Origin of the sequence: Actinoplanes awajinensis subsp. mycoplanecinus, assembly GCF_001509495.1 — a bacterium.
Lineage (GTDB): Bacteria > Actinomycetota > Actinomycetes > Mycobacteriales > Micromonosporaceae > Actinoplanes > Actinoplanes palleronii.
Window position 1 is genome coordinate 232,452 of the sequence record NZ_LLZH01000085.1, and the last position, 26,449, is coordinate 258,900.

Annotated in this window: 21 protein-coding genes and 1 other RNA gene; 17 read left to right on the forward strand and 5 right to left on the reverse strand. The window is 69.4% G+C overall.

Annotation, left to right across the window (positions count from 1 at the left end):
• Positions 1-1,311: 1,311 nt before the first annotated feature.
• The 7 genes from ADL15_RS12905 (at position 1,312) to hpf (ending at position 8,473) form a co-directional block, all read left to right on the forward strand.
• Positions 1,312-2,163: a helix-turn-helix domain-containing protein gene (locus tag ADL15_RS12905; RefSeq protein WP_067688935.1), complete on the forward strand. Its 852-nt coding sequence runs from the start codon at positions 1,312-1,314 to the stop codon at positions 2,161-2,163.
• 52 nt (positions 2,164-2,215) lie between these two features.
• Positions 2,216-2,419, forward strand: a complete 204-nt coding sequence (locus ADL15_RS12910) for a DUF397 domain-containing protein (protein WP_067689107.1) — start codon at positions 2,216-2,218, stop codon at positions 2,417-2,419.
• Between the two features lie 184 nt (positions 2,420-2,603).
• A complete protein-coding gene (gene mtrA, locus ADL15_RS12915) occupies positions 2,604-3,293 on the forward strand; it encodes an MtrAB system response regulator MtrA (protein WP_067688939.1) in 690 nt (229 codons plus the stop codon).
• A gap of 29 nt (positions 3,294-3,322) precedes the next feature.
• On the forward strand, positions 3,323-4,981 hold the full coding sequence (mtrB, locus tag ADL15_RS12920; protein ID WP_083971192.1) for an MtrAB system histidine kinase MtrB: 1,659 nt from the start codon (positions 3,323-3,325) through the stop codon (positions 4,979-4,981).
• Positions 4,981-6,819: an LpqB family beta-propeller domain-containing protein gene (locus ADL15_RS12925; RefSeq protein ID WP_067688942.1), complete on the forward strand. Its 1,839-nt coding sequence runs from the start codon at positions 4,981-4,983 to the stop codon at positions 6,817-6,819. The genes mtrB and ADL15_RS12925 overlap by 1 nt, the downstream gene beginning before the upstream one ends.
• Before the next feature lie 22 nt (positions 6,820-6,841).
• A complete protein-coding gene (locus ADL15_RS12930; RefSeq protein ID WP_067688945.1) occupies positions 6,842-7,561 on the forward strand; it encodes a ComF family protein in 720 nt (239 codons plus the stop codon).
• 291 nt (positions 7,562-7,852) lie between these two features.
• Positions 7,853-8,473, forward strand: a complete 621-nt coding sequence (hpf, locus tag ADL15_RS12935; protein WP_067688948.1) for a ribosome hibernation-promoting factor, HPF/YfiA family — start codon at positions 7,853-7,855, stop codon at positions 8,471-8,473.
• Here hpf and ADL15_RS12940 read toward each other — a convergent pair.
• Complete coding sequence (locus ADL15_RS12940; RefSeq protein ID WP_067688951.1) at positions 8,457-9,548, reverse strand: GNAT family N-acetyltransferase; 1,092 nt, start codon at positions 9,546-9,548, stop codon at positions 8,457-8,459. The genes hpf and ADL15_RS12940 overlap by 17 nt on opposite strands.
• 184 nt (positions 9,549-9,732) lie before the next feature.
• On the opposite strand from ADL15_RS12940, the gene secA reads away from it, so the two are divergent.
• On the forward strand, positions 9,733-12,621 hold the full coding sequence (gene secA, locus ADL15_RS12945) for a preprotein translocase subunit SecA (RefSeq protein ID WP_067688954.1): 2,889 nt from the start codon (positions 9,733-9,735) through the stop codon (positions 12,619-12,621).
• Between the two features lie 437 nt (positions 12,622-13,058).
• Here the strand turns inward: secA and ADL15_RS12950 are convergent, their stop codons facing one another.
• Both ADL15_RS12950 and ADL15_RS12955 read right to left on the reverse strand, forming a co-directional pair.
• Positions 13,059-13,892 carry an Rv3235 family protein gene (locus ADL15_RS12950; protein WP_338025531.1) on the reverse strand — a complete coding sequence of 278 codons (834 nt, stop codon included), beginning with the start codon at positions 13,890-13,892 and terminating at the stop codon, positions 13,059-13,061.
• Positions 13,893-13,913: 21 nt separating this feature from the next.
• Positions 13,914-14,141: a helix-turn-helix domain-containing protein gene (locus ADL15_RS12955; protein WP_067689115.1), complete on the reverse strand. Its 228-nt coding sequence runs from the start codon at positions 14,139-14,141 to the stop codon at positions 13,914-13,916.
• A 173-nt stretch (positions 14,142-14,314) separates the two neighbouring features.
• On the opposite strand from ADL15_RS12955, the gene ADL15_RS12960 reads away from it, so the two are divergent.
• Positions 14,315-14,845: a DUF6912 family protein gene (locus tag ADL15_RS12960; RefSeq protein ID WP_198170747.1), complete on the forward strand. Its 531-nt coding sequence runs from the start codon at positions 14,315-14,317 to the stop codon at positions 14,843-14,845.
• Positions 14,846-14,995: 150 nt separating this feature from the next.
• Here ADL15_RS12960 and ADL15_RS12965 read toward each other — a convergent pair whose 3' ends face one another.
• Positions 14,996-15,994, reverse strand: a complete 999-nt coding sequence (locus tag ADL15_RS12965; protein ID WP_067688957.1) for a hypothetical protein — start codon at positions 15,992-15,994, stop codon at positions 14,996-14,998.
• Between the two features lie 418 nt (positions 15,995-16,412).
• Here ADL15_RS12965 and ADL15_RS12970 point away from each other — a divergent pair, with 418 nt between their 5' ends.
• The 8 genes from ADL15_RS12970 (at position 16,413) to ssrA (ending at position 22,956) form a co-directional block, all read left to right on the forward strand.
• On the forward strand, positions 16,413-16,937 hold the full coding sequence (locus ADL15_RS12970) for a PadR family transcriptional regulator (RefSeq protein WP_067688960.1): 525 nt from the start codon (positions 16,413-16,415) through the stop codon (positions 16,935-16,937).
• Between the two features lie 55 nt (positions 16,938-16,992).
• Entirely contained in the window at positions 16,993-18,105 is a 1,113-nt protein-coding gene (gene prfB, locus ADL15_RS12975) for a peptide chain release factor 2 (RefSeq protein WP_067688962.1), read from the forward strand.
• 140 nt (positions 18,106-18,245) lie between these two features.
• A complete protein-coding gene (gene ftsE / locus ADL15_RS12980; RefSeq protein WP_014688049.1) occupies positions 18,246-18,926 on the forward strand; it encodes a cell division ATP-binding protein FtsE in 681 nt (226 codons plus the stop codon).
• Positions 18,927-18,992: 66 nt separating this feature from the next.
• Positions 18,993-19,868 (forward strand): permease-like cell division protein FtsX, encoded by an 876-nt coding sequence (ftsX, locus tag ADL15_RS12985; protein ID WP_067688971.1) that lies wholly within the window; start codon positions 18,993-18,995, stop codon positions 19,866-19,868.
• Between the two features lie 114 nt (positions 19,869-19,982).
• Complete coding sequence (locus tag ADL15_RS12990; protein ID WP_067688974.1) at positions 19,983-21,227, forward strand: M23 family metallopeptidase; 1,245 nt, start codon at positions 19,983-19,985, stop codon at positions 21,225-21,227.
• 69 nt (positions 21,228-21,296) lie between these two features.
• Positions 21,297-21,773, forward strand: coding sequence for an SsrA-binding protein SmpB (gene smpB / locus ADL15_RS12995; protein WP_067688976.1), 477 nt, complete (start codon positions 21,297-21,299; stop codon positions 21,771-21,773).
• Positions 21,774-21,847: 74 nt separating this feature from the next.
• On the forward strand, positions 21,848-22,549 hold the full coding sequence (locus ADL15_RS13000; protein WP_067688978.1) for a cellulose binding domain-containing protein: 702 nt from the start codon (positions 21,848-21,850) through the stop codon (positions 22,547-22,549).
• Between the two features lie 25 nt (positions 22,550-22,574).
• Positions 22,575-22,956: a transfer-messenger RNA gene (gene ssrA / locus ADL15_RS13005) on the forward strand.
• Between the two features lie 182 nt (positions 22,957-23,138).
• On the opposite strand, the gene ADL15_RS13010 is transcribed toward ssrA, so the two are convergent.
• Positions 23,139-25,988, reverse strand: a complete 2,850-nt coding sequence (locus ADL15_RS13010; protein ID WP_067688980.1) for a M36 family metallopeptidase — start codon at positions 25,986-25,988, stop codon at positions 23,139-23,141.
• Between the last annotated feature and the right edge of the window lie 461 nt (positions 25,989-26,449).

A 26,449-nucleotide genomic window follows, 5' to 3' on the forward strand; every position in this document is an offset into this window, starting at 1 on the left:
AAAGTCCCCACGCAGTCTCTGCCGCGGCCGTGTGTGTGAAGTTGTGGTGCGGTGCGCGCCGAAAGTCCCCACGCAGTGTGTGCTGCGGCCGTGTGTGTGAAGTTGTGGTGCGGTGCGCGCCGAAAGTCCCCAGCAGTGTCTGCCGCGGCCGTGTGTGTGAAGTTGTGGTGGGCTGCGCACCGGAAGTGCCCACCGCGGCGGCGCGATGGGGTGGGCTGGGTGGTGTTCGGGAGGGTTCTGGACGCTCAGTGACACCAAGGTGAACGCAAAGTGCCCGAAATTTCGTGAAATGCCTTGACATGGGATGTGCGGAGTGTGAATCTATAACCACGCAGCGTCATTGGTGATCGGGGGGTCCCACGGACGCGCGCGGTACCAAACCGGGGGGATGAACGGGGCGGCGGGCTTAGGCCTGTCGCCCCGTTCGCTATCCGCGCCCAGTTCGAGCCGAGCCGAGCCGCGCAACGAGGACGCGCCGCACGACGCCACCCCGCCCCGCCGCGCCGCACGACGCGACGCCACGCCACGCCGCCGTGCGACGCCGCGCCGTGCGACGCCGGGCCGCGCCACCCCGCGCCGGCCTTCGCTCGACTCCCGCGAACGCCCATGCCGCTCCTGCTGATCCGTGCCGCAACCAGGTCGCTCGCTGTTCGATGGATCGGTGTCGTCGCCATTTCGGCCGGGATTGCATCGGGCTCGGCGGATGGGTTCGATAGCCGCCGAGAATCCGCGCCCCACCGTCACCGCCGGCCAATCCCGAAACGTGACTACCGGGCTGCCCACCCGTACCGAAGCGGTTGGTTGTGAATTGATTCCTGGCGGCCTCGCCGCCCTTTCCCGGAGCCTCCGGAAACTCCCGGCGCCGGGGCAGTGACCGCGACCACACCGCGGACCCGCCGCGAGACCGCGATCGTGGCCCCGGACCGCCGCCCGGTTCCAGAACCGCCATGAACCGGGCCTACCGGATCAACCTCGCCACCCGCCCGCCGGAGTCGGCTTTCGGGGCGGTGACCCGGCGGAGTCGGGCGGTCACCTATACGTGTGACTACTCCGACACTGGATCATCCCGCGACCGACCCTCGCCGCCCCCGGCGACATTCGGTCAGAAGTCGCGCCCGACGACCGCCCGCGAGCCCCCCACCTGCACCGATATTGCGGAAAGGCGGCGCCCGTCACCTCGGAACGAGGACGGTCGTCACCGCGGAAACACGTGTGGCTGCGGAAGAGCCGGAACGGACAAGTCGAGTGCTTTCCTTACCGATCCGCGTTGCAAGTTGCAATCGGCCATTGATACGCCGATATGGTGGCTCCGTGGCGAGGCCGACATCGACAGCACGCCGGGAACTCGGCGGCGAATTGCGCCGGCTCCGTGGCGAGCGCCGTGCGGTGGATGTGGCCACCGCACTGGGCTGGTCCGAGTCGAAGCTGAGCCGGATCGAGACGGCGCACACCGGGATCACCGAGGCGGACCTGGACCGCCTGCTCACCCTGTACGGGGTCCGCGTCGAGGAACGCGGCCGCCTGCGCGACCTGGCCCACCAGGGCCGGGCCCGGGCCTGGTGGGCCCCTTACCGGTCATCCGTGCCGGACCCCTACGACGAATACCTGGCGCTGGAGGCGGACGCCACCCTGATCTCCGAGTGGGAGGCCCAGGTGATGCCGGGTCTGCTGCAGACCGACGAGTACGCCCGTGCGGTGATCGAGACCGGAGCGGACATCGGCGACCGCGACGTCATCCAGCGGCGGCTCAGCGTGCGGACCGGGCGCCGGGAGCGGTTCTTCCTCAAGGACCCGGAGCCCCGCCTGGACATCGTCCTGGACCAGGGCGTCCTGTTGCGCGAGGTGGGTGGCCGGCAGGTGCTGATCCGGCAGCTGGAGCGGCTGCTCGACGGCGCCGAGCTGCCGGGCGTGGAAGTGCTGATCCTGCCGTTCGCGGCGGGGGCGCACGCCGGTCTGACTGAATCGTTTCTGGTGCTGGAGTTCGCGGAGGGTACCCGGAACCCGGTGGTCCACTCGGAAGGGCTGACCGGTGGTCACTTCCGAGTGAAGCCGGAGGAGCTCGAGGTATACCAAGACGCCTTCGATGACCTGCGGGAACGCGCTTTGTCGAAAGAAGCGAGCCGAACGGTCATCGCTGAGACGAGGGATCGATTGGCTCGGTGAGCCTCTGCTGTGGGGTCCAATGGTGATGCGAATTCCATTGGAAGGAGAAACCATGCAGGACGCCACGATCACTTGGCGTAAGAGCAGCCGGAGTGGCGCTGCTGGGCATTGTGTCGAGGTCGCCAACGCGCCGGCAGCGGTGCTGGTGCGCGACTCGAAGGACGCCACCGGACCCGTGCTCAGCTTCGACACGCGGGACTGGACCGGATTCATCGCCGGAGTTCGAGCAGGAGAGTTCGACCTGCCCAGCGCGTAACACCGGGTTGTCGCATGTGCGCGCCACGGGCGGTCCCGGACCGGGACCGCCCGTTTTCATGTCCTCACCGAGGGTTTTCCGGTCGTGACACCTTCTGGGTGGAGTGCCTTTTCGCGTAGGCTGCCGGGCAAGATCGCCCCCCGGGTGGCGCGGGGGCCGGGAGGACAGTGCAATATTGGACCGCATGAGAGCCCGGGTACTGGTCGTCGACGACGATCCCGCGTTGGCCGAGATGCTCGGCATCGTCCTGCGCAGTGAGGGATTCCTGCCCTCGTTCGTCGCGGACGGCGAACGCGCGCTCGCCGCTTTCCGGGAGAGCCGCCCGGACATCGTCCTGCTGGATCTGATGCTCCCAGGGATGAGCGGCATCGACGTCGCGCGCGCGATTCGCGCCGAGTCGGGGATTCCGATCGTCATGCTCACCGCGAAGAGCGACACCGTCGACGTGGTGCTGGGCCTGGAGTCCGGCGCCGACGACTACGTGGTCAAGCCGTTCAAGCCCAAGGAGCTGGTCGCCCGGATGCGGGCCCGCCTGCGCCGGGGCGAGGACGCCGCGCCGGAGACGCTCACCATCGGGCCGCCCGGCAACCAGATCAACATCGACGTGCCGGCGCACACCGTGTCCCGGGACGGCGAAGAGGTCAAGCTCACGCCGCTGGAGTTCGACCTGCTGGTGGCCCTGGCCCGCAAGCCGCGCCAGGTGTTCACCCGCGAGGTTCTGCTCGAGCAGGTCTGGGGTTACCGGCACGCCGCGGACACCCGGCTGGTCAACGTGCACGTCCAGCGACTGCGCGCGAAGATCGAGCCGGACCCGGAGCGACCGGAGATCATCCTGACGGTTCGTGGTGTCGGCTACAAGGCGGGCACCGGCTAGTCGCCGCCAGCGGCTAATGTTGCCGCGTTATGCGTGCTCCGGCTTGGCTTCCCCTGCCCGTGCGCCGCGCCCTGCGGGTGGTGCGGCGCTACTGGCGCGTGGTCGCGTTCCGGTTGGGGAAACACACCTCGCCGGTGCGCCGCTCCTGGCGCCGCTCGCTGCAGGTCCGGGTGGTGACGCTGACCCTCATCGCGTCCAGCCTGCTGGTCGGCACGTTCGGCTGGTTCATCGCCTGGCGCAGCGCCGACATCCTGCTGAACCGCGCGGAGGCCGAGGTCGCGGCGTCCCTGGAACGCAAGGTGGTCTGGGCGTCGCAGCAGCTCACGCTGTACCCGCAGGCGTACGACCCGCAGCTGCCCGGCACGATCAGCGAGACCATCAACGAGCTCTACGACGGTGACCAGGCCGGCGACGGCGGCACCCTGGTGTCGATGCGCGCCGAGCACTACGCCGCGCAGTACCCCGAGCTCGCCCCGCAGACCGTGCCCGCTGTCGACACCCGGCAGCTGATCACCCCGGAGCTGATCCACGAGGTCGCCGACAACGCGCGGGTGGCCCAGCAGATCCGGACCGCCGACATCGGTGGCACCACGGCGAAATACCTGGTCTACGGCTCGCCGGTGCCGTCCAAGTTCGGGCACGTCGAGCTCTACTACATGGTTCCGCTGACCACCGAGGTCAGCGCGGCCAACCAGATCCGGACCACCGTGCTGATCACCGGCTCGGCCCTGGTGATCCTGCTCGGCGTGGTGGCCGGGCTGGTCACCCGGCTGGTGGTCACCCCGGTCCGGGTGGCCGCGCGGACCGCCCAGCGGCTCTCGGCCGGTCTGCTGGACCAGCGGATGAAGGTGGAGGGCGAGGACGACCTGGCCCTGCTCGCCGCGGCGTTCAACCAGATGGCGGCGAACCTGCAGCGGCAGATCGTCCGGCTGGAGGAGATGTCCCGGCTGCAGCGGCGGTTCACCTCGGACGTCTCGCACGAGCTGCGCACCCCGCTGACCACGGTCCGGATGGCCGCCGACCTGATCTTCTCGGAGCGCGAGGACTTCGACCCGGCGGTGGCGCGCAGCGCCGAGCTGCTGCAGGCCGAGCTGGACCGGTTCGAGGACCTGCTCACCGACCTGCTGGAGATCAGCCGGTTCGACGCCGGGTTCGCCGCGCTGGACTCCGAGCACACCGACCTGGTCCCGATCGTGCAGCGGGTCGCCGAGCGGCTCACCGGGCTGGCCGAGCGGGTCGGCGTCACGCTCGAGCTGCGCCTGCCGGACTCGCCGGTGATCGCCGAGGTGGATCCGCGCCGGGTCGAGCGGGTGCTGCGCAACCTGGTCGGCAACGCGGTCGAGCACGGCGAGGCCAAGCCGGTGCAGATCACCATGACCACTGACGACGCCGCGGTCGCGATCACCGTGCGGGACCACGGCATCGGCCTCAAGCCCGGCGAGGAACGCCTGGTCTTCAACCGGTTCTGGCGGGCAGACCCGTCCCGGGCCCGGCAGACCGGCGGCACCGGCCTGGGCCTGTCGATCAGCGCGGAGGACGCCCGGCTGCACGGTGGCTGGCTGGAAGCGTGGGGCGCGCCCGGGGAGGGTGCCCAGTTCCGCCTCACCCTGCCGGTCCGGGCCGGTGACCGGCTGGTCGCCGCTCCGCTGCCGCTGATCCCCCGGGACCGTACTGCGGAGGTGAGCTGATGCGCCTACGGACCACCGGCCCGATCACACTGCCGGCCGTCGTCGCGCTGGTGGCGTTGCTGACCGCGGGCTGCGGGATACCGGACGCCACCGGGGTGAAGGACGTCGGGCCCGGCCCGTCGACCGGGATAAGTTCCGGTGACGACCGCGCACCGGGCGAGGTCAGCCGGGAGGACGTCCTCAACGACCGGGCGCTGTTCGTCGAGAACTATCTGAAGGCCGCGGCCGGGGATCCGGAGTCCGCGCTGGCCCGGGCCCGCAAGTTCATGACTCCCGAGGCGGCCCGCGCGTTCAAGCCCACCGGGACCGCGCTGCGGGTGATCCGCCTGGTGGAGACCCCGCTGAACACCCCGGGGCAGGACGTCGTCGGTCTGACCTACGAGCAGGTCGGCACGCTGGACAAGTTCGGCCTGCTGGAGCCGGCCACCGAGATCCGCCGGGACACCTACGAGATCCGGGTCGGCACGATGCCCGGCAAGGACGGCTACTTCATCACCGAGGCGCCGCCGGCCCTGTTGATCAGCGATGCCGCACTGGACCGCTTCTACGAGCAGCAGGCCATCTACTTCTGGAACACCGACTACACGGCGCTGGTGCCGGACGTGCGGTACATGCCGAAGGCGGTGCCGCCCGAGCAGCGGCCGAACGCGATCCTGACCTGGCTGCTGAACGGCCCGGCGCCCTGGCTGTCGGTCTCCGACCTGCCCGAGGGCACCGCGCTGAACGGCAAGGTGCCGGCGGTCAGCGAGAACCGGCTCCAGGTCAACCTGAGCGGGCCGCTGCCGTCCACCGACGCCGCGCTGGCCCTGGACCGGCTGCGCCGGCAGCTGCAGTGGTCGTTGCGGCCGCTGCTGCCCGGCGAGCTGGACCTGAAGATCGGCCACCAGGACTCCCAGGCGTATTCCGGCAACGACTACCTGTCGAGCAACCCCGCGGACCGGCTGGTCGCCGATCCGGAACGCTTCGTGATCTACGGCGGCAAGATCCGCCGGATCACCGGTACGCCCAAGTCGGTCGAGGCCGTGCCGGTGCTGGACCCGGACGAGAACAAGGACATCCAGTCCGCCGGGATCAGCACCTCGGCGCAGTACGCGTTCGCCGCCGTGGTCGTCAAGGACGGCAAGAACCAGGCGCTGCGGGTGGCCGGCGGCCCGCTCGGCCAGCAGGTCCCGCTGCAGCCGATCACCGGCCTGTCCGGCTCGCTCGGCCCGCCGACCTGGGCGATCACCGGGGACGCGGCGGACGACGCGATCGGGCTGATCGCCGCGAACGGCCACCTGTACTCGTTCCCGAGCGGCAAGGGCGCCGCGCAGCAGATCCCCTGGACCGGACCCGGCACCAAGATCACTTCGGTCGCGGTGGCGCCGGACGGCCGCCGGATGGCCCTGGTGGTCGACGGCAAGCTGTACCGCGCGTCGCTCAGCACCAGCGGGGACACCCCGGCGCTGGGCACACCGCAGCAGATCCGGCCGGCCGACCTGTCGTCGGTGACCGCTGTCGCCTTCAACAGCGAGGGCTGGCTGACCGTGGCCGGCCTGCGTTCCAAGGATCTCCGGGTGACGATCGTGGACGTGTCGATCGACGGCGCGCTGCAGTCGCCCCGGCTGTCCGACCTCGGCGACAAGCCGGTGACCGCGCTGAGCGTCTACCCGGCCAACCCGAAGGACGCGAGCCCGCTGACCGGGCGGGCGTTCTCCCTTGCGATCTCGTACACCGCCGAGGACAAGGCGTGGGAGGTGCTGTCGACGGCCGGACCGATCGGTGTCGACAAGCTGGCCGGGCCACCCGGCAACCAGCCCGCCGGGATGGTGCCGACCGCGCCCTTCTATCTGGAATGACGCCGGGAATGACCGGATCGGCATGACCAGTGTGTTCGGTGACCTCGCCGACCTGGTGCTGCCGGGCGCCTGCGTGGGCTGCGGCGCGGACCGGGTCCGGCTGCGCAACGGCGCCTGCCCGGCCTGCGTGGCCGAGCTGGAGGGCCTGCGACCGCACCGGGCGGCGCCGAGCCCGCCGCCGCCCGGGTTCCCGCCCTGCGTGGCGGTGGGCCCGTACGCGGGGGCGCTGCGCGGTGCGCTGCTCGCGTACAAGGAAAAGGGCCGGCATCGACTCGCGCGGCCTCTCGGCGCGTTGCTGGCCGGTGCGGTCGCGGCCCTCGCGCCGCCCGGCCGTCCGGTTCTGATCGTCCCGGTCCCGTCCACCCGCGCGGCCCGCCGGGAGCGGTACGGCGACCACATGACCCGACTGACCACCCACGCGGTCCAGCGGCTGCGCGCGGCCGGTTGGACGGCCTGGGCGGACCAGCCGTTGCGGGCGCTGCCGAGGCCTGACTCAACGTCACTGGACGCTGCCGCAAGGTCTACGGCGGCTGTCAATTCACTGCGAATCAATCCGGCTCGAATCAGCGTTCTGCGGCGCGGCGGCGCGCCGAGGAGCACGCTGGTGATAGCGGACGACATCGTCACCACGGGGGCCACGTTGGCCGCTGCGGTACGTCGTCTAGAGGAGGCGGACATGCAGGTCACCGGCGCCGCAGTCTTGGCAGCGACACAACTGCGCCGCATCTGTCCGGGGATTTGACTTCATGTCACCCCGGGACTGCCGATAGAGGCGAACGTCAGCCATCCGGGTTCCCCAACGAGGGGTGACGTGCAGGGATCTGCGGGTTAGCGTCTAGGTGACGAGGGTAGGGTTCATCAACTTACCCGCCACATCTGGTGATCGGGCTAGCGCTTTCCGCCGCACCGGAAAGGAGTCGTCTCACTACGTCTGTCGCGCCGTCCGTTCAGGGGCGCGGCGTCCTTCTCAAGCAGCACGATGCGCCGGCTAACCGGTGCCCCACCATGTTTGTCACGTTGGGGGAGGTCACGAGTGGACATTGTCGTCAAGGGCCGCAACGTAGAGGTTCCCGACCACTATCGCGAGCATGTCGCAGAGAAACTGAGCAAGGTCGAGCGGTACGACCAGAAGCTGATGAGGGTCGACGTAGAGCTGTTCCACGAACGGAACCCGCGTCAAGCAGACACCTGCCAGCGAGTCGAGATCACCGTCAGCACCAAGGGCCCGGTGGTCCGCGCCGAAGCTCAGGCACAGGATTTCTACGCAGCTCTGGACTGCGCCATAAACAAGCTGGACGCCCGGTTGCGCCGTTCCGCCGACCGGCGCCGCGTCCATCGAGGACGGCACGCACCGATCTCGGTCGCCGCCGCCACCGCGAACCTCCCCACCGACCTGACCAGGGGTGGAACCGCCACGCTGACCGCCGAGCCAGAGGTCGAGGAAAACCTGGCCGAGCACGATGAGAATCAGCCATGGGCCATCGTCCGCGAGAAGGAGCACTCCGGCGAGCCGATGACCGTCGACGACGCGCTCTTCCAGATGGAACTCGTGGGGCACGACTTCTACCTGTTCCAGGACAAGGAGAGCGGCCGCCCCAGCGTCGTCTACCGCCGTCGAGGCTACGACTACGGCATTCTCAGCCTGGCTGGGTGAGTTCCCCGCCGGAGGCCTGCGCGAGCAGGTCTTCGGCGAGCAACACGTACTGCAGGTCGTCGTGACGGGTGCCGGCCGCGCCGGGCAGCCGGGAGCGCAGCAATGCCTCCTGGTGGAAACCGGCCTTCTCCAGCACCCGTTGCGAGCCCAGGTTGTCCGGGAACGTGCCGGCGATCAACCGGGCGATGCCGGTCTCCGCGAAGGCCCACAGGCCGATCAGCTGCGCGGCCCGGGTCATCAGCCCGCGCCCGCGGTGTTCCGGCAGCATGCTGTACCCGATCATGGCCTGCCCGGTCGGCGGCTCCTGGTAGTACAGCGAGATCTCGCCGAGCGGCGCGCCGGTCACCGCGTCCGCCACGATCATGTCGGCCCGGCTGCCGGCCAGCCAGTGCGACGCCGCCCAGAAGCAGCGCCGGCGCACCTCCGCCGGGTGCGGCGGGGTGGGCGGCACGGCGGAGGCCATCACATCCGGCACATTGTGCAACTCGGTGTAGAACGGCACGTCGTCCTCGCCGAGCGGGCGCAGCGTCACCACGCCGTCGGTGAGCTCGCCGCCGGGCAGGTCGGGCAGCAGCCGTTCGGCCGGCTCGCCGGAGTCACCGGCCAGCCGGGAGTAGACCAGCACGTCGTCGAATCCGCCGGTCAGGTTCGGCAGCGCGCCACGCCGGTCGCCCTCCCGGGTGAAACCGGCGGCCAGCGCGACCCGCTGCGCCACCGGGTTGTCCCGGTGGATCAACAACTCGAGCCGCTGCAGCCGGGGCGTCCCGGGCGCGCCGGTGAAGACCCGCTCGCTCAGGGTGCGCAGCGCGGCGGTCGCGATCCCGCGGCGCCGATCCCGCGGGCCGACCCAGAACCGGGCCTCGGCAGTGCCACGACCAGGCAGAAGGTGGTCCAGATCGATGCCTCCGACCGGGTCGCCGGCGCCTCCGGCGACTATGGCGTACGCATAATCGCTGCTCGCGGCAGTCAGACGCGGCAGGAACCGGCGCCCGCGCTGATCGTCGCGTGCCGCGTCCACGATCGCCTCGTCCCGCGAGCCGCGGGCGCGCAGTGTCACCCCGTTGTCCTGTTCCACGGGAACATCCTTCCGCAGACTCGCCCGGGCGCGAAACGTGATTCGCGCGCCCGGGTGCTGCGCTGTCAGCGAACTTCCTGCACCGTTTCGAGTCTTTTGCGAGGTTCACGGGAGGCTCGGGTCACAGGCTCCGGGAGAAGGTGCCTACGATGGTTCGGCAGACTGTCTAGGGGAGCGCTGACCCGTGTCGATATTTGAAAAGATCCTCCGTGCCGGCGAAGGTCGCATGGTCCGCCGGCTCAAGGCGATCGCTGACGCGGTCAACTCGATCGAGAACGACTACGTCGATCTCACCGACGACGAGTTGCGCGAGTGCACCGAGCAGTTCAAGGAGCGTTATCAGGAGGGCGAGACACTCGACTCGCTGCTCCCCGAGGCGTTCGCGGTGGCCCGCGAGGGCGCGAAGCGCGTGCTCGGTCAGCGGGCGTACGACGTCCAGCTGATGGGCGGCGCCGCGCTGCACTTCGGCAACATCCCGGAGATGAAGACCGGTGAGGGCAAGACCCTGACCGGCGTGTTCCCCGCCTACCTCAACGCGTTGAGCGGCGAGGGCGTGCACATCATCACGGTGAACGACTACCTCGCCCAGCGTGACGCCGAGTGGGTGGGCCGGGTGCACGGCTTCCTCGGCCTGAGCGTGGGCGTGATCCTGCCGAACCGGCCGGCCGCCGAGCACCGCGCGGCCTACCAGTGCGACATCACGTACGGGACGAACAACGAGTTCGGCTTCGACTACCTGCGCGACAACATGGCGTGGTCGAGGGACGAGCTGGTGCAGCGCGGTCACAACTTCGCGATCGTCGACGAGGTGGACTCGATCCTCATCGACGAGGCACGGACCCCGCTGATCATCTCCGGCCCGGCCGAGCACTCCGCCCGGTGGTACGGCGAGTTCGCCGCGATCGTCAACCGCCTGCAGAAGGGCAAGGACGGCGAGGGCGACTACGAGGTCGACGAGGCCAAGCGCACCATCGCGATCAACGAGCGCGGTGTCAGCAAGGTCGAGGACCGGATCGGCATCGACAACCTGTACGAGTCGGTGAACACTCCGCTGGTCGGCTACCTGAACAACGCCGTCAAGGCCAAGGAGCTGTACAAGCGCGACAAGGACTACATCGTCAGCCCCGAGGGCGAAGTCCTGATCGTCGACGAGTTCACCGGCCGCATCCTGCACGGCCGGCGCTACAACGAGGGCATGCACCAGGCCATCGAGGCGAAGGAGGGCGTGGAGGTCAAGCAGGAGAACCAGACCCTGGCCACGGTCACCCTGCAGAACTTCTTCCGCCTGTACAAGAAGCTCGGCGGCATGACCGGTACGGCGCAGACCGAGGCCGGCGAGTTCAACAGCGTCTACAAGGTCGGCGTCGTGTCCATCCCGACGCACCGCCCGATGATCCGCATCGACCACCCGGACGTGATCTACAAGACCGAGAAGGCCAAGTTCGAGGCGGTCATCGAGGACATCGCCGAGCGGCACGCCACCGGCCAGCCGGTGCTGGTCGGCACGGTCTCGGTGGAGAACTCGGAGATCCTCTCCACCCTGCTGCGCCGCCGCGGCATCCCGCACAGCGTGCTGAACGCGAAGTTCCACGCGCAGGAAGCCACGATCATCGCGCAGGCCGGCCGCAAGGGCGGCGTCACGGTGGCCACCAACATGGCCGGCCGTGGCACCGACATCCTGCTCGGCGGCAACCCGGACTTCCTCGCCGCCTCCGAGCTGACCCAGCGCGGTCTCGACCCGGCGGAAAACCCGGAGGAGTACGCGAAGGCCCTCGAGGAGGTCATGCCGACCGTCAAGGAGGCCTGCGAGGCGGAAGCCGCCGAGGTGACGGCCGCCGGCGGTCTCTACGTCCTGGGCACCGAGCGGCACGACTCCCGCCGGATCGACAACCAGCTCCGCGGCCGGTCCGGCCGGCAGGGTGACCCGGGCGAGTCCCGGTTCTACCTCTCGCTGCAGGACGACCTGATGAAGCGGTTCCGCGCCGGTGCGGTCGAGGCGGTCATGGAGCGCTTCAACATCCCGGACGACGTGCCGATCGAGTCGAAGATGGTCAGCCGGCAGATCCGCAGCGCGCAGACCCAGATCGAGGCACAGAACGCCGAGATCCGGAAGAACGTGCTGAAGTACGACGAGGTGATGAACAAGCAGCGGCAGGTCGTCTACGCCGAGCGCAAGCGCGTGCTCGACGGGGAGGACATGCACGAGCAGGTCACCCACATGATCGACGACACGATCACGGACATCGTCACGGTCGCCACCGCCGACGGGTACGCCGAGGAGTGGGACCTCGAGCAGCTCTGGACCAACCTGAAGCGTCTCTTCCCGGTCACCCTGACCATCGAGGACGTGATCGAGGAGTCCGGCGGCGAGCGCAACGCGATCGACCAGGAATACCTCGTCGAGCAGCTCAAGAAGGACGCGCAGGCCGCCTACGCCTCCCGCGAGGAGGAGCTGGGCACCGAGGCGGTCCGGGAGCTGGAGCGGCAGGTGCTGCTCGCGGTGATCGACCGTAAGTGGCGCGAGCACCTCTACGAGATGGACTACCTGCAGGAGGGCATCAGCCTGCGGGCGTACGCGCAGCGCGACCCGGTGGTCGAGTACCAGCGCGAGGGCTTCGACATGTTCAACCAGATGATGGACGGCATCAAGGAGGAGGCCGTCGGCTTCGTCTTCAACCTGGAGGTTCAGGTCGAGGAGCAGCCCACCATCACCGTCGACCCGTCGCAGGCCTACGCGCTGCCCAAGGCCGACGAGGACGACGAGCCGCACGAGCACGTCGAGGTACGCGCCAAGGGCCTCGGTGGCGGCAACCGTCCGCAGAACCTGCAGTACACCGCGCCGGCCATCGACGGCGACGCGGGCGACGGCCCGGCGGTCCAGCAGCGTCCGGAGCCCCCGGTCGCGTTCGGCCCCGGCGGCACGCCGGTCCCGGCGAACCCGGCGCACACCAGCGCCGGCCGTGGCGCGTCGAGCCACGCCGCCGAGTCGAACGGCCCGTCCCGCAACGCGCCGTGCTACTGCGGCTCGGGCAAGAAGTACAAGCGCTGCCACGGCGCGCCCGGCACTCCCTGACCGTCAGCGGTCCTCACCGCCGCCCAGCCCACGGCCCAGCAATGGCCCGCGGCGCTGGGCGGCGCTGTTTCCCCGGCCGGCGCTGTTTCCCCGACCGGCGTGATGCCGTGCCGGCCCCGCCGGACCGCGGCACGGCACGGTCCCGTCGGGCCACGGCACGGTCCCGTCGGGCCACGGCACGGTCCCGCTGAGCCGCGACCGTGCCGTGCCCGCCGGGCCGCGATGGCCGGTGCCGACCGGGACGGGTGGAACCCAGGACGGCCACCGCCTGCGTTGCTCAGTGGACGCCCCGGGGCCGGCCCTGCGATCAGATGACACTGGGGTCAGGCTTCAGGCCCGTCTCCAGACCCTGGCCCCGGGTCAGGCTTCGGGCCGGGTCTCGGTCCGGCTTCGGGCCGGGCTTCGGGCCGGGCTTCGGTCCGGCTTCGGGCCGGGGTTCAGATCAGCCGGAGCGTGGTGGCGCACCAGGTGTCCTGATGCAACTCCAGGCGCAGCGCCATTGCCCAGGTGCGCTCCCCGGTGACCAGGGCGACCGCGACCTCGACCGCTCCGGATCGTGGCTCGCAGAGATACACCCGGCGCACGGCGACCGGCGTGGTGTGTTTGGGCCGCCGGTCACCGGGCCGGCGCGGGCGCCGCAGCTCGGCGATCCGGCGTGCGCCGACGAGCCCCTGGGCCACCACCTCGGCGGCGTCGGCCGGCCGTGCCAGCCGCCGCAGGTGCGCGGGCGGCCGATAGCCGTTGAACACCTCGACGCACAGGCGCAGGAACCGCTTCACCGCCAGCCTCGCGTCCCCGGAAGCCCCCGCCACCACCGGCGCCACAGCAGGCCCCGGGCCAGAAGCGCCGCCCGGCCTGCCGACCGAGCCGGACAAAGCAGCCGAGCCGGACAAAGTAGCCGAGCCGGCCGCGCCAGGCGCGCCGCCTCCGCCAGGTGGCGGGCCGCCACCCGGCAACCCCGGACCGCCCCGCCCCGCCGGAGAGCCCACCGGAGGGCCCGCTGGAGGGCCCGCTGACGGCTTCCGCACCGGCCGTGGCCACTCCAGGGCCAACTGCTGCTCCGGTGACCACAGCTGAGGCGTCAGCTCGTCGTCGAACGGAGGTTCATACCCGGGGATCGGCCGCAGGTGAATCGCCGGCCGGGACCCGGTGGGTGCACTGTCGACCGCCGATCGCATCTCCACCGCCAATCCTTGCGTTTGGCTTCGTTTGCCTTCGATAGCCTCAGTCTGGCTCCGCCCGCGGCCGGCGGTCAATCCCGATCGGAGCATCCGAGAAGAGGCACAAAAGGCTCACTCCGGCTCCCGCTCCGCGAGCGGGTTTTCCCGCACCCACGCGGCGGTCTCGGTGTACTTCCCCTGGATGTATTCCTCCAGCTTGGCCCGCTCGACCCGCCACTGACCGCGCCCGCCGATCTTGATTGCGGGCAGCTCGCCGCTGCGCACCATGTGATAGACCTGCGAGTCCGAGACGTTCAGCTCGGCCGCCACGTCGGACAGCAACAGGAACCTGGCCTCCACCGTCGCCACCCACTCTCGTTGATTACGGCAGCCTGAGTTTGCCACCGTTTGCCCCCGAAAGCCGAGCCCGGCACCACGAAAGCCCGGCCCGACGTAAGCCCGGCCCCACCCGATCCGGAGACGCCTGGTGGAATGGGCTTTTCCCGGGCCGCGGCGGCGGTGTACTGACCGGGATGGCAAAGCTGGAGGAAGACGTGCCGATCACCGACCTGGTCCGGGTATACGTGCCGGCCACCGTGCCGATGCTGGCGGACCTGCGGGCGAAGGGCCGGCTCGGTGACGAGGCGACGGCCGCGCACGCGGTGACCCCCGCGCTCCGCGAGTGGTATGCCGAGGGCGACGAGGAGGAGCTGGAGTACGTGGCCTTCACCCGGGCCGCCCAGGGCGCTCTGCGGCTGCTCCGGCAGGACGCCGAGGCGCCCCGCCGCCGGGTGGTGGTCTCCGCCGACGTGCCGGCGTCCGCGCTGGTCCGGGAGGACGTGGAGCTCGGTTCGAGCACGGTCCGGTTGCCCGAGCCGGTGCAGTTGTCGCAGGTGGCGAGCATCCACGTGGACGGCACCTCGGTCGCCGAGGAGATCGCGGCGGCGGCCGACGTGGTCGAGGAGGCGCTGGCCGGCGACCCGGACGCGCAGTTCACCGTCGACGGCGCGGAGGACCACGAACTCGAGTGGTACGCGGTCACCGAACTCGACGAACTTCTTTAAAATCAAAATCTAGATGTCGTGCGTCCGCCGGGGTGCGGATCGTCGCTCCCGCCGGGACCCCTGCGGGCTTCGCTGGCCGCTACGCGTCCAGAACGCGAAGCCCTCCGGGGCGACGTCCGCGGGTGGGCGCGGTCAGAGCAACGGCAAGACCTAGCTCGTCCGCTCCCCGGTCACGGGCTCCTCGGCGCCCGATAAGGAAGCCGGGGCCTCGTCCTCGTCCTCGTCGTCCGCGGCGGGGGAGAGGGTCCGTCCGACCGCGACCATCGCCGCGAACGCGCCGATGAAGAGCACGATCAGCGCGCTGTTGAGCCGGTTGGTGCTGAGGATCTGCTGCACCGACGTCTCCAGCTCGCTGACCTTGCCGGCCAGTTCGAGCACCTGGGCGCCGGCCGTCCGGGTCAGGATCTCGGAGATCACCAGCATGATGCCCGGCCCGGCCCCGGCGATCAGGTAGAACGGCCACCGCAGGCCCGGCCCGCCGTCGCCGTCGGCCGCCCGGCGCCCGGCCTGCCGTAGGACCGCGAAGGCGATCAGACCGGCGGCGAGCCCGCTGAGCGCCGACTGTCCGTACGAAAACATCTGGTTGGCATTGGCGGCCGCCTCGGTGGAACCGTTGCCGAGGAGGTCGAGCACCGGGCTCTGGACGTGCTTGTTGTTCAGCACGAAGCCGACCAGGAACGTGCCGAGCGTCGCCCAGCCGGCCGCGGCGACCACCGGTGGGATCCGGAAGCCGGCCAGCGCGCCGCCGATGGTGGCGGCCGCGGCCACCGTGCCACCGACCGCCGCGTAGATCGTGCCCTCGGTGTTGATCGTGACGATCGGCACCGCGCAGAGCACGCCGACCAGCAGGCCGCTGGCGGTGGCGACGGCGAACCGGACGGTCGCGCCGACCACCCGCCACCCGCTGAGCAGGGTGAGCGCCAGCAGGGCCACCACCGCGCCGGCCACCATGGCGGCGGAGACCGCACCGGGCATCGCGTACGCCGTGGACGTGACCTCCATCGCGACGTCCGCCCGGCCGGTGATGCTGGCCCGGGCCGACTGGAGCATCGCGGCCGTCCACGCGAGCGCGGCGACGGCCAGCAAGATCACGGTGAGCCGCGAGACCTCGCGGGTCTCCGGCGCGGACTGGCGCTCGGGGTCGGTCATGGCGTCAGGGTAACCGGCGAACCTGCGGGCCCCTGACCTGCCGTCGGTGGAGTGTGACGATGGACGGACGGGTGTTTCGGCACCACCGTGGAGTCGTCCGGCGGCGTCACCGGGTCACTCCACGCACGATCGAGGGGCGGGCCCCTGCCCCGGAAATGGGCCGCTGGGGTGGTTGTACGTGAATGTCCGAATACGCGTGGCGACTCGCCCAGTAATGGGCGTTTCCTGCCTCCGCCTGCCTGTCTGACCGATTGAGTGCTCCATTTTAGCTGGTCAACTACGTCGCGGGGCGCGAATCGCCCGAGCTGCGCGCTCGTTGTCGGACTGTCTGTGCGGGACAGTCGTTTGTGGAGGCGCAAACTGGACGGATCGTGCGAAATCCTGGACGCCGGACCGACAAAGTGGCAGCTTAGAAGGCATGCCCGACTTGCAAATCAATCCGACGGCTGCCGCCTTGCTCGGCCTGCTTCACGAGGGGCCGATGACCGGCGGACAGCTCATGGCGGCTGCCGAACGCCGCCTCGGGCCCTACTGGTCGATGACGCGGAGCCAGGTTTACCGCGAATTGCCGGTTCTGGCCGAGATGGGGTTCGTGCGCCTCGGGAAGCCGGGCCCGCGGTCCAGCCAGCCCTACGCGATCACCGCCTCCGGGAAGCGGGCCTTCAGTCGCTGGCTCACCGAGACGCCCGGTCGCGATGCGCTGCGTAATCCCGTCGCGCTGCGAGTCGCCTTCGGCCAGCAGCACAACCCGGACCAGTTGCAGACGCTCTACACCAACGCCAGCCAGTACCACGCGGAGGCGCTGGCAATGGTGAAGGAGCAGGCCAAGGAGGCTAAGAAGAACGACGACCCGTACGGCGCGGCCGCGCTGGAGTTCGCCGTGGCGTATCACAAGGCGGCGCTCAGCTGGCTGAAGACCGTCCCGGCCGAAGCGGCCAGATGACCAACTGTGACCTGCCCGGCCAGTATTCTGGCCGGGCGGCGTACTGTTGAGTGTCGTGACCGCTGCCGACTTCCCTGAGCAACTCAAAGCGCTCGACGCCACCCTTCGCAACATCGAGAATGTCCTGGACGTCGACAAGCTGCGCCGCGACAAGGCGGATCTCGAGGAGCAGGCTTCCGCTCCCGACCTCTGGGACGACCAGGCGCGGGCGCAGGACGTCAACAGCCGGTTGTCGTACGCCGCCGGTGAGATCTCCAAGATGGAACGCCTGCGCTCCCGGATCGACGACGCCGGCCTGCTGCTGGAGATGGCCGAGGCCGAAGGCGACGAGGGTTCGGTCGCCGAGGTCGCTGCCGAGATCGTCGCGCTCGGCAAGGCGATCGAGGAGGTCGAGGTCCGCACCCTGCTCTCCGGTGAGTACGACTCCCGTGAGGCGCTGGTGGCGATCCGGGCCGGCGCCGGTGGTGTGGACGCCGCCGACTTCGCCGAGATGCTGATGCGGATGTATTTGCGCTGGGCCGAGCGCCACGGATACCCCACCGAGGTCTACGACACGTCGTACGCCGAGGAGGCCGGGCTCAAGTCCACCACCTTCGCGGTCAAGGTGCCTTACGCGTACGGCACCTTGAGCGTCGAGTCGGGCACCCACCGGCTGGTCCGGATCAGCCCGTTCGACAACCAGGGCCGCCGGCAGACCAGCTTCGCCGGTGTCGAGGTGATGCCGGTCGTGGAGGCCATCGATCACATCGAGATTCCGGACAACGAGCTCAAGACCGACGTGTACCGGTCGTCCGGCCCGGGCGGGCAGAGCGTCAACACCACCGACTCGGCGGTGCGGCTCACCCACATCCCGACCGGCATCGTGGTGACGTGTCAGAACGAGAAGTCCCAGCTGCAGAACAAGGCGTCTGCGCTGCGGGTGCTCCAGGCCCGGCTGCTCGAGCGCCGGCGCCAGGAGGAGCGGACCAAGATGGCCGGTTTGAAGCAGGACACCACCGGTTCGTGGGGCGACCAGATGCGTTCGTACGTCCTGCACCCGTACCAAATGGTGAAGGATTTGCGCACTGAGTTCGAGGTGGGCAACCCGACGTCGGTCTTCGACGGCGATGTGGACGCCTTCATCGAGGCCGGTATCCGCTGGCGCAAGCAGAATCAGGTCTCGGCCTAGGCATATTCATCACGGTGAGCGACCCTGTCTGAACGCTCGGTCAGGCTCGGGTCGCTCCTTTTTGCCGTTCCCGCAGGTAGTCAAGATTCACGACCCCGGCGGGCTTGGCGTTTTCGTTACACCGCGTAGACTCCAGTCCCGTGATTCAGCTCGAGAACGTGACGAAGACGTATCCGAAGGCGTCTCGGCCGTCGTTGGACAATGTCAGCGTCGGGATCGAGAAGGGTGAGTTCGTCTTCTTCATCGGCCCCTCCGGTTCCGGTAAGTCGACGATCATCAAGCTGCTGTTGAAGGAGGTCCAGGCGACTCGCGGCAAAGTGGTCGTGAACGCCAAGGACGTCACCTCGCTGCGCTCGTGGAAGATCCCGCACTTCCGCCGCTCGATCGGTTGCGTCTTCCAGGACTTCCGCCTGCTGCCCAACCGCACCGCGTACGAGAACGTCGCGTTCGCTCTCGAGGTGATCGGCAAGACCAAGGCCGTCGCCCGGCGCGTCGTTCCCGAGGTGCTGGAGCTGGTCGGCCTCGGCGGCAAGGAACACCGTTACCCGCATGAGCTGTCGGGTGGTGAGCAGCAGCGTGTCGCAGTGGCCCGGGCCTTCGTGAACCGCCCGCTGATCCTGCTCGCCGACGAGCCCACCGGTAACCTCGACCCGGACACCTCGATCGAGATCATGCGACTGCTGGACCGGATCAACCGGACCGGCACGACCGTCGTGATGGTCACGCACGACTCCAACATCGTCAACCAGATGCGCCGCCGGGTCATCGAGATCGAAAGCGGACGAATCGTCCGTGACCAGGCCCGTGGTGTCTACGGCTGAGACTGGCTCCGCCCACCCGAGCAACGCTGAACCAGTGACACGCGGAGTCCCGGAAGGATCCCCCCGATGCGCGTGAAGTACGTCCTCAACGAGGTCCTGGTGGGCCTGTGGCGAAACGTCACGATGACGGTCGCCATGATCATCACCATGTCGGTCTCGTTGACCATGCTGGGCGCCAGCGTGCTGATGTACATGCAGGTCGACCGTATGAAGAACTTCTACTACGGAGAGATCGAGGTCTCGATCTTCCTGGCTGACAACGTCACTGACGGGCAGCGCCAGGCGATCAAGGCGAAGATTGACGAGAGCCCGCTGGTCAAGGAGAGCTCGTACGAGACGAAGGAGCAGGCTCTCGAGCGCTTCAAGGTGCTCTACGCCGACTCCCCGGACTTCGTGGCCGCGGTCAACGTGAGCAGCCTGCCGGAGTCGTACCGGGTGAAGCTGACGAATCCCGAGGATTACGACAAGTTCGCCAAGCAGATCGAGGGCGAGCCGGGAATCCAGCGGATCATCGACCAGCGCGAGTTGTTGCAGAAGGTCTTCAACATCTTCAACTCGGTCCAGTTGATGTCCCTGGTGGTCGCGGCGGTGATGGCCTTCGCCGCGTTGCTGCTGGTCGGCAACACCATCCAGGTGGCCGCGTACAGCAAGCGCCGAGAAGTCGCGGTGATGAAGCTGGTCGGCGCCTCGAACTGGTTCATCCAGGCACCATTCGTGCTGGAGGCGGTGGTCGCCGGCCTGATCGGCGCGCTGCTCGGGTTCGTCGCGCTGTTCATCGGGAAGATCGTCCTGCTGGACAACAAGCTGCAAGCCCTGACCGCGATCCTGACACCCGTGCCGACCGGCAACGTCTGGTTGATGTTGCCGCTGCTGGCCGGGGTCGGAGCACTCGTCAGCGCCGGAACCGCCTGGGTCACCCTGCGGTTCTACCTCAAGGTCTGACGCACTCCGAGACCTTTTCGTACCGTTGGCCGCGACCCTGCCGGGTCGCGGCCTTCGCTGCCTTCGGGCGGTTTACGGCTTTGAGGGCGTTTAGTCAGAGTACGGTGACTCCCCGTGAGGTACCGCCGACCGAACTCGCTGCTGTCCGCCTGTCTCTGTCTGCTCAGCGTCGCCGGGCTCGTCCTGGTCGCGCCGGCGCCGGCGACGGCCGACCGGAACGACGCCGCACGGGCCGCCGCAGCGGTACGCCGGGCCGAGGCGCTGCTGGAGAACGCCGGTGCCACCGCCAAGGCCGCTGCCCGCCGGCTCGCCCTGGCCTCGGCCGCCCTGCCGACCGCACAGCACCGGGTGGCCGCCGCCCGCGGCACCGTGATCGCCACCCGGGTCGAGGCGAGTTCCGCCCGCAGCCGGGCCGAGGCCGCCCGGCAGAGCTATCAGCGGATCTCCACGGACTGGGCGGCCGCCGAGGAACGGGTGGCCGGCGCCCGGCAGCGCGTCGAGGAGATCGCCCGCACCAGCTACATGGGCAGCCCGGTGACCCGCTTCAACCTGCTGGTCTCGGCGAGCGGCCCGGTCGACCTGATGGACCGGATGAGCCTGGTCGACGAGATGGTCCGGCAGGAGAACGACGACGTACGCCAGCTGATCGGCGCCCGGCGGACGGCCCGGATCGCGCAGGACCGGGCCGGTGTGGCGAAACGGTCCGCCGAGCTGGCCGAGGCCGAGGCGGCAGCCAAGCTCCAGGCCGCGCAGACCGCCCAGGTGGACGCGGTCCGGGCCCGCCGGGACGTCTACCAGCTGGTGCTGGCCCGGCGGACGGCGCTGAGCGCGGCGAACGCGCAACGAGCCACCGTGCTGGCCCAGTACCGGGTGGCGCTCATGGCCGAGCGCAAGACCCGTACCGTGCTGCGGACCCGGGAGACCCGGTCCGGCTACACCGGGCGGTACCACGGCCAGCTGCTGATGCCGGTGCACGGCTGGAAGAGCAGCGACTACGGCAACCGTTACGACCCGTACTACCGGGTCTGGCAGCTGCACGCCGGCACCGACTTCGCCGCCGGGTCGGGCACCCCGATCCGGGCCGCCGCGTCCGGGCGGGTGATCCAGGCCGGCTGGCGGGGTGGCTACGGCAACTACACCTGCGTCAGCCACGGGCGGGTCATGGGTACCAGCTTCTCCACCTGTTACGGCCATCAGTCCCGGATCTACGTCCACGTCGGCGAGTACGTCCGGCAGGGCGACATCATCGGTCTGGTCGGCAGCACCGGGGCCTCGACCGGTGCGCACCTGCACTTCGAGACCCGGTTCGCCGGCGCGCCGCGGAACCCGCTGAACTACCTGCCGCCCTGCCTCTGCTGAGCCTTTGCTCGGCGGGGGGATAGGATCGACCGGTCCCACCGCCCGGATCGTTGAAGGAGACCGCTGGTTATGCCACGCGAACAGGGGCGCAAGCTCGTCGCCTCGAACCGCAAGGCGTACCACGACTACGCGATCACGGACACCTACGAGGCAGGCATGGTGCTCACCGGCACCGAGGTCAAGTCGCTGCGCGCCGGGCGCTCCTCGCTGGTCGACGCTTTCGGCCACGAGAACAACGGCGAGATCTTCCTGCACGGCATGCACATCCCGGAGTACACGCAGGGCACCTGGACCAACCACGAGCCCCGCCGGGTCCGCAAGCTGCTGCTGAAGCGCGACGAGATCGCCAAGGTGATGGGCAAGCTGCGCGACGACGGCGTCACGCTCGTCCCGCTCTCGGTCTACTTCCACAACGGGTATGCGAAGGTCGAGCTCGGCGTCGCCAAGGGCAAGAAGAGCTACGACAAGCGCCAGGACCTGGCCGAGCGGGACGCCAAGCGGGAGATCAATCGCGCCATGGGCCGTCGCGCCAAAGGCATGGGCTGACGGGGTATCCTGCGCCGCCAAGCTTGTTGATCACTTCGCTTTCGCGCGACCTCTGCCCCCGAGGAGACCGGCCGTTGTCCAAGCACAGAGACCGCCAGTTCTTCATCGCCCGATCGGTGTTCGGCCTGGCCGCCGCGTTCCTGGTCGGCCTGGTGATGTGGATCGCGATCCGGGCCGGCGGTCCGGCCTCGGCTGACGAGAACCCGGTGATGGTGCAGCCCTCGGCCGGCCTGCGCGCCGCCGAGTCCACCACGCTGCCACTGGTCACCGGTCCGCCGTCGGCCGTCGCGTCGCCGTCGTCCTCGGTCTCGGTGTCACCCTCCGCGTCGCCGTCCACCTCGCCCTCGGCCTCCGCGGCGGCCTCGGCCACGCCGTCGAAGAGCGCCTCGCCGACCCCGTCCAAGACCTCGAAGAGCGCCTCGCCGACCCCGGCCCGGACCAGCCCCTCGCCGGCCGCCCCGAAGGATCTCAGTGCCACCTACGGCACCAGCGCCTCCTGGGCCGACGGCTTCATCGCCACGGTGAAGGTCACCAACACCGGCACGACGGCCCACGACTTCACCGTGACCCTGAGCTACCCGTCCGGCGCCGGCGTCAGCGTCCGCGGCGCCTGGAACGGTTCGGCCAGCGGCAGCGGCAACCAGATCACCTTGCGCGGAAACTCGCTGGCCCCCGGCCGCAGCATCACCGTAGGCTTCCAGGCCAGCAAGGGAGCAAAAGACCAGGTCAAGCCAAGTGGGTGCACGGTCGGTGGCGGAAGCTGCCAGGTGAGCTAAGATTGCCGAGCTGTCCACATATCCCGGGGGTGACTGGTTTCGACTTCGTACGTGGAGACAGGGGAAGCGAGCCGAGGAAGCCGACGTCGTCTCGAGAATCGGTCGTCGGAAACTTATAAGCGCCAACTCTAAGTTTGACGCTGACCAGTACGCTCTCGCCGCCTGAGGCGAGTAGCGTGGTCTGTCGGTCTGGGAGCGCCTCCGTCCCAGCTGCCGGCATCAGCTAGGAGGCTGGCCAACCGGTCCCGGTCGCGGGGACCGCACGGCGAGATTAATCTGCGACTGGGCCCATCGTCCGGACTTGCTCACGTGAGCCGGAGGGCCGAGTAGGGATGTAGTGAGCTGCGCTCGGAGAAGCCCTGACAAAGCAACGAAGGACCCGGGTTCGATTCCCGGCACCTCCACTGGTGTGACGGCCCCCGGTTCGCGGAGACGCGAACCGGGGGCCGTTTCGGTTTTCGGCCTGAGGGCGGAGGCACCCAGACCCCGCGTTACACGGGGCGCGGTCCGGAGACCGCCGAATTGCAGTTTTCCGGTAGAGAGCGACGGTGCCGGCTGCCCACCACGGGGCAACCGGCACCATCACTGGTCAGGCTGCTGGTCCGTAGACCGCCAGCTCGGTGGAGTCCATGAACCGGCAACCGTTCGCGGTGGCCGGCTGGCCGGCCGCGCAGAGCCCGGCATCCTGCGCCTGCGTGGTCAGCATCGTGTACCGAACGTACTCGATGGCGTCGCCGGTGCCCGCCGCGAGCGCGACCGTGGTGGACGAGACGGTGCCGGCCGGGAAGTCCCCGCTTGCGGCGAGGGTCCAGGTGGTGCCGTCCTTGGACGTCTCGATCCGGTAGCCGCCGGTCGAGGCCGTCGCGTCGTCACCACAGGTGGCTGACGGGTTGACTGCCAGCTGCGTGACGTTGACGACGCCGGACAGGTGGATCACGGCGTTCTGGCCTTCGGCCGCGACGTCGGAACCCCAGCCGGAGATCTGCGACTGGTCGAGCAGCTGACCCGGGCCACAGCCGTAGGCCGTGTAGTCCGGACCGGTGGCGCTGATGATGCCCGCGCCGCCGGAGGAAGCCGCCCAGTCGTAGCGGACCGCCCAGTTCTCCGCCTTGGTGCCCGAGCTGATCGACACCGTCCTGACGATCTGGTCGTAGCCGGCGCCCCGCGCGTACACCTTGGCGTACGTCCCCGGGATGATCCCGGAGATCTTGTAGGTGCCGTCCGCGGCGGTCGTGGCGCGGTAGTCACCGGCGAAGCCGGAGGCGTGCCCGCCGAAGGCGACGGTGAGGCCGGACACCGGGGCCTTGGTGTCCTGGTCGGTCACCTTGCCGGTGAGCGTGCCGCGCGGGGTGCTCGCGGCCGGCGGCGTCGAGAAGTCCTCGACCGGCTGGGCGTCGTCGCCGTCGATGGCGGCGGCGAAGTAGCCCATGCCCCGCTTGGCGAAGACCTTCCAGATGCTCTTGGCGTTCTTGCCCCGGTTGACCACCAGGTCGGCCGCGATGATGGAGTTCCGCATGTCCAGGAAGGACGGGTTGTCCGGTGACAGTTCCATGCCGCGGGTGACGATCGACTCGGCCTTCTTGCTGCCGATGGCGCGGCGCAGGTCCCACAGCGTCTGGGCCCAGATCTCGCCGTCCGCGTGCACCTCGGGGCCGCGCGACGAGACCTTGCCGAAGTCGCCGTACGTGTAACCGCCGGGGCCGGCCGCCGCGGTGCCGGGACAGGTCGGTGCGACGATACCGACGGTGCAGTCGAGACCCTCGCTGCGGATCGTGCCGCCGGCCGTCCAGTACTTGCCGATCAGCACGTCACCGGGCTTCGCGGTGTCCTTCTCGAGCCCCTTGGCGTGCAGGTAGTCCTCGGCGTACCAGTCGCTCCAGGCCTCGCCCATCGCGCCGCCCTGGATGTTGCTCAGGGTGGAGTTCCCGGCGGCGTCGATGACGAGCCGGTTCGACAGGCCGTGCGTGTACTCGTGGAACACGACGTCGGACTCGTCACCGGTGTTCGCGGCGACCGCGTCCGGGGCCGGGTTCAGCAGGTACATCTGCATGACCGGCGGGATGCCGTCCGGCGGGGTGTTCATGTTGGCGTTGTCGGTGTGGTCACCGTCGGGCAGACCGTTCAGGGTGTTGGCGCCGTCCATGGCCTGGCCCTGCACCGCGTCGCCGTCCTGCGCCTCGAAGTTGCCCGCCGCCCGGGTGAAGCCGATCGGCGAGGACTTGAGGTGGTCGTGGAAGGTGCCGAGGAACGTGAAGAGCTGCACCGCGTTCTGCTTGCGGTTGACCTGCCACGAGTTCGCCGTCTTCGGGTCCCACGAGCAGGGGTACGCGTCCGAGCAGAGGCCGCCCACCGTGTCGTTGAAGTCGACGAACGGGTAGTCCCACCGGTGCACGCCGCTCGGGCCGACCTCCTCGGTCGGGTCGGCCAGATTGTTGTCGTTCACGTCCGAGTAGACGTGCGCGACGTTGCCGGACAGCTGGCGCGCGTTGTTCGGCAGCCAGCCCTTGGCGGTCAGGTCGACCTTCTGCTGGACGCCGCCCTTGGGCGCGCCCGGATAGTTCTTCCACGCCTCGGCGCTGTCGTTCGCGATCGTGCTGTGGCGGTAGAGCACCTCGCCGCTGGCCGCGTCGATCACGTGCACGTAGCCCTCGTCGACAACGATCGTCTGCCAGGCCAGGCGCGGGCCCGAGACGGTCTGGAACCAGACCTTCTTGGCCGTGCCGTTGTCGCTGAAGGTGGTCGTGCCGGCCGCGGTCTTGGTGACCTTGGCGGGGGACGTGCCGAAGACGTCCTTGACCGCCGCGGCACGGGCGGCGGTGGCGGTCACCTTGGCGGCGCCCGCCGCGGAAGGCAGCGACTTGAGCGGCGACCCGTCCACCTGCACGAGGCGGCCGTCCTTGGTGACGTGCGCCTTCAGGCCGTTGCCGAACACCGGCACGCCGTCGGCCACCTGTACCCAGCTGAGGTGGTGGGTGCCCGCCACGTCGACATAGTCGCGGCGCAGCTCGAGCGTGGCGAGGTCGGCCGCGTCCAAGCCGAAGATCTCGGGGTGGGCCTTGATGTAGCCGAGCGCGACCGTGGTCGGCTTCTTGCGGCTCGGGCCGGTCAGGAAGCCGTCCAGCTTGGCCACCCGGCGTGGGGTGCCGGTCGCCCGATCGATGTCGACGATGCCCTGCACACCGAGCTGGTTGCGCATGGTCTGCACCGCCGAGGCCGACGGCGCGGGCGCGATGGCGCGGCTCGATGCGGCACTCTTCGGTGCGGCTGCCGGCGCTTGTGCTTCAGTTGCGGCGACCAGGTTCGCGCGGGAGTCGTAATCGGCTCGCCGCTGCGCCTTGCTGTCGGTGTCCGCGGTCACGGCGCCCGGTAGCGGCGCGGCCTGTGCCTGCTGCGGCAGTAACGCCGCGAGCAGAACGACACCGGCGGCTGCCGCTCCCACCCGCCGGGTTGCGGACGGTACGGATAACGGTCTCAATTCAGCCCCTCTCGACCGGGCTAAGTTGCGACCCGACTCCGGGGTAAACCGGCGCCGGCTCGCACCTCACTGGTGTGGCCCGTCGATGGGTGATGCTCTTGTCCATCGGTACACATAACTAGAGGTGCATTTGGATCTTTACCAATTCGAGATCACGTCGCGGAGAAAATCGGACACATATGCCGCCCCGTTCGCAGAAACGCGAACGGGAGGAAGTTTCGGTTTTCCGGCTTCCGGCGCCAAGTCCCGCCCACGGTGGATCTGGCGACGGCCGCTGATCGGATCGAAGGATTTCGGTACGTGTGACGTGTCCGAGCGGGTCGGACGGCTCCTGTGGGGTGGCGGCCCGGGCGGCAGGCTGGGTGGATGACGGATGATGGGGTTGTGGTCACTGAGGGTGATGTGACGTGATGGGGTGTGACAGG